Below are 3,856 nucleotides of genomic sequence, written 5' to 3'. Positions count from 1 at the left end.
TTCCACCCAAATGCAATCGAATTAAACCTCGTGAGTATGACAAAGATTTGTATAAAGCTAGACATCTAATTGAAAACTTTTTTGCCAAGCTCAAGCAGTATCGAGCTATTGCTACTCGTTATGATAAGCGCGCTGTCAACTTTCTGGGTGCTATTTATCCTGCCGCTTCTGTCATCTGGCTCAATTGATGACACGCCCTAGTTTTGTGGGTATCCTAGCATTGACGATCGCTAAGCATAAAAATCGTGACTTTATCCATAGAGCAAATAGCCGATCTCTTCGCTGGCTTAAAAAAACTGCCAAAAGCAGTAAATCGGGAGCCAACGTTTATGGAAATTGCAGGTTATCCACATTTCGAGAATGTTTGTAGCAATATTCTCTCGTTTTACTTGCAGCCTATTAACGAGCATGGGTTTGGCACACTTTTCCTAGATGTTTTAGCAACATTCATTGATGAAGAAATATTAATTGCGGGACAGAGTGTTGAGGTACGGCGCGAAGAACTTACGGGAAGAGGAAATCGTATCGATCTAGTCATCGAATCCGAGAACTATGTTTTTGGCATAGAAAATAAAATCTATGCACCTGAAAACAATCCTTTTTGGGACTATTCAGAACATCTCGACTCATTGAGTAATGGTCGCCAAGTCTGCAAGGTATTATTATCATTGCATTCTGTGCAACCATCCCCTGGACTAGATGGCTTTAAACCAATTTATTACGAAGACTTTTTTCAGAAAGTAGTTACTAACATTGGCTCGTATTTCCTAACCGCACATGAGCCGCATAGAACATTCTTAAGAGACTTTATCCAAACTATGCAAAATTTACAAAAGATAACTACGATGGATCGACAACGACTCGAATATTTTCGCGACAACCACCAAAACATCGCAGCCTTACTTAATGAAGTAGAGGAGTTAAGGAAGGATATGCGGACAAAAACGCAACAATTAAAAGAGATAGTTGCTGTTAAAGATATATCTACTTACGATACTGTGTCAGGCTTGTGGAAATCATCAAGGAATTTAATAGATGTAAGCTTGTACATTATTAAAATTGATGAGTCATTTTGGCTGCAATTAGATGTTCTTTTAACACCAGTAGGTTGGAAAATGCAATTCTTCAATAGCAACGGTAAAGGTACTCGCGAACAAGTTAGACAATGGCTTAAAGATCGAGATATTGAGTTTGAAATATCTACTGGAAGCTTATGGAGGCTTGGTTATATCGGTAAAGACGATCGTAAGTCGTATGAAGCAGAACTAGAAGATGTCCAAGCATGGACGATTGACATGCTGAAGCGGCTAACATCACCTGTGCCTGCTAAATCGATCGAGCCAATACCCTTCCCAGAAACTAATCCAGATCGAGCTAAGGTCGAAACCCCGATCGCGTTGAATTAGCAAGCCTTCTAGGCATATTACGGAGCCACACGTACCCCCCTAAATGTGATAAAATTGAACTAATGAGTTAGTACAATTATCAAGCTGGACGGAGCATTCCATGACTACTTCCCAAGAGCGAATCGTCCCTACAGATCTAAGACTTGAGATGTCTCGCTCTTACCTGGAATACGCCATGAGCGTAATCGTAGGGCGGGCACTTCCCGATGCCAGAGACGGTTTGAAACCAGTCCACCGCCGTATCCTGTATGCGATGCACGAATTGGGTTTGACAGCCGACAGGCCCTTCAGAAAGTGCGCGCGGGTAGTCGGGGAAGTCCTCGGTAAATACCATCCTCACGGCGATACCGCAGTGTATGACGCACTGGTGCGGATGGCGCAAGATTTTTCGATGCGAAATCCGTTGATTAACGGACACGGTAACTTTGGTTCGGTGGATAACGATCCGCCAGCGGCGATGCGGTATACCGAGTGTCGTCTGCAAGCTTTGACGATGGAAGCCGTATTGCGGGACATCGAAGCGGAGACGGTAGATTTTGCTGATAACTTTGACGGTTCGCAACAGGAACCGACTGTTATGCCAGCGCGGATTCCGCAGCTATTACTCAATGGCTCGTCGGGGATTGCGGTGGGGATGGCAACGAATATTCCGCCTCATAATTTAGGCGAATTGATCGATGGGGTGGTGGCACTAATTCATAATCCGGAGATTACGGATATGGAATTGATGCAGTACATTCCAGGGCCGGATTTTCCTACGGGAGCGCAGATTTTAGGGACGACTCCGATTAAGGAAGCTTACGCGACTGGACGCGGTTCGATCGTCATGCGCGGGGTGGCAAATATTGAAACATTAGAATATAAAGGCAGACCCGATCGCGAAGCGATTATTATTACGGAATTGCCGTTTCAGACAAATAAGGCAGCCTTGATCGAACGGATCGCCGAAATGGTTAACGACCATAAGTTCGGCGGGATTTCCGATATTCGGGATGAGAGCGATCGCGATGGGATGCGGATCGTGATCGAACTCAAGCGGGACGCTTATCCCCGCGTGGTGCTGAATAATCTTTACAAACAAACGCCAATCCAAAGTAACTTCGGTTGCAACATGTTGGCGCTGGTAAACGGCGAACCCCAATTACTCAGCCTCAAAAAATTCCTTACCGTTTTCCTCGACTTCCGGATCGAGTCGATTACCCGACGCACTCGCTATGAGTTACGCAAAGCCCAAGAGCGCGATCACTTGCTCGAAGGTTTATTAATCGCGCTGGCGAACTTAGATGCGGTGATTCGCCTGATTCGGGCGGCTGCGGACTCAGCAACTGCCAAACAGGAGATGATCGATCGGTTCGCACTATCGGAACTCCAATCCGATGCAATCCTCCAAATGCAACTGCGGCGACTCACCGCGCTAGAAGCTGACAAAATTCATCTAGAGCATAACGAGCTAACGATTAAAATTACCGATCTGCTCGATATTCTCGCGCGACGGGAACGGATTTTGGAGATTATCCAGACCGAAATTGCCGAAATCAAGACGACATTTGCGACTCCCCGCCGGACGCTGATCGAGCATGGTGAGGGAGATTTAGAAGATACCGACTTGATTGCTAATGAGAAATCCCTGATTTTAGTCACCGAGCAGGGTTATATCAAACGGATGCCAGTCAGCACCTTTGAAACTCAAAGCCGCGCCACGCGGGGTAAAAAAGGCACGGGGATGAAAGAAGAAGATGCGATCGAGCATTTCCTCACCTGTTGCGACCACGATACGATCTTACTATTTAGCGATCGCGGGGTAGTTTATACGGTTAAGGCTTACCAAATACCCGTCTCATCGCGGACGGCGCGGGGGATTCCGATCGTCCAAATGTTACCGATTCCGCGTGAGGAAAAGATCACCTCAGTGGTGCCCGTAAGCGAATTTATCGATGATGAATACCTAATTATGCTCACGCAGAAGGGCTTTATCAAAAAGACGGCTCTGTCGGCATTCTCCAGCGTTCGGGCGAATGGTTTGATTGCGATTTCACTTGAAGATGGCGACAGCTTGCGGTGGGTACGTCGTGCCAAAGAAAGCGATAGTGCGATTATCGGTACGCGGAACGGGATGACGATTCATTTCCGCACCGATCGCGACCAGCTCCGACCTTTGGGACGGGCGACGCGGGGAGTCAAATCCATGTCGCTCAAGAAGGGTGACGAGCTAATCAGTATGGATATTTTACCGAGCCAGGTCATCGCGCAGATGGTGGCGGCGAGTGAAGATCCGGGTGTCGAGGATATCGACGATACGGTAGCTGAAGATGTGGTAGTTCCCGCCGGGGAAGGGCCGTGGATCTTGGTCGTCACCACTGGCGGACTCGGCAAACGGGTACCCGTGACGCAATTCCGCCTCCAAAATCGGGCAGGGATGGGCGTACTGGCAATCAAGTTCCGCAAAAAAG

3 protein-coding genes are annotated in these 3,856 nt (G+C 47.3%); all 3 read left to right on the top strand.

The features are described 5' to 3' along the window. Window positions 1-188, top strand: a 188-nt coding sequence (locus tag RMO35_RS19595; RefSeq protein WP_309743380.1) for a transposase, incomplete at its 5' end; no start/stop codon positions are given. Between the two features lie 57 nt (window positions 189-245). Beyond that, window positions 246-1,406, top strand: coding sequence for a PD-(D/E)XK nuclease family protein (locus RMO35_RS19590; protein ID WP_309743378.1), 1,161 nt, complete (start codon window positions 246-248; stop codon window positions 1,404-1,406). Between the two features lie 100 nt (window positions 1,407-1,506). Beyond that, window positions 1,507-3,856, top strand: a 2,350-nt coding sequence (gyrA, locus tag RMO35_RS19585) for a DNA gyrase subunit A (RefSeq protein ID WP_309743376.1), incomplete at its 3' end; no start/stop codon positions are given.

It is taken from the genome of Chamaesiphon sp. OTE_20_metabat_361 (assembly GCF_031364565.1).
The sequence above is the reverse complement of the archived record's forward strand: the minus strand, read 5'-3'. Positions and strand labels throughout refer to the sequence as shown.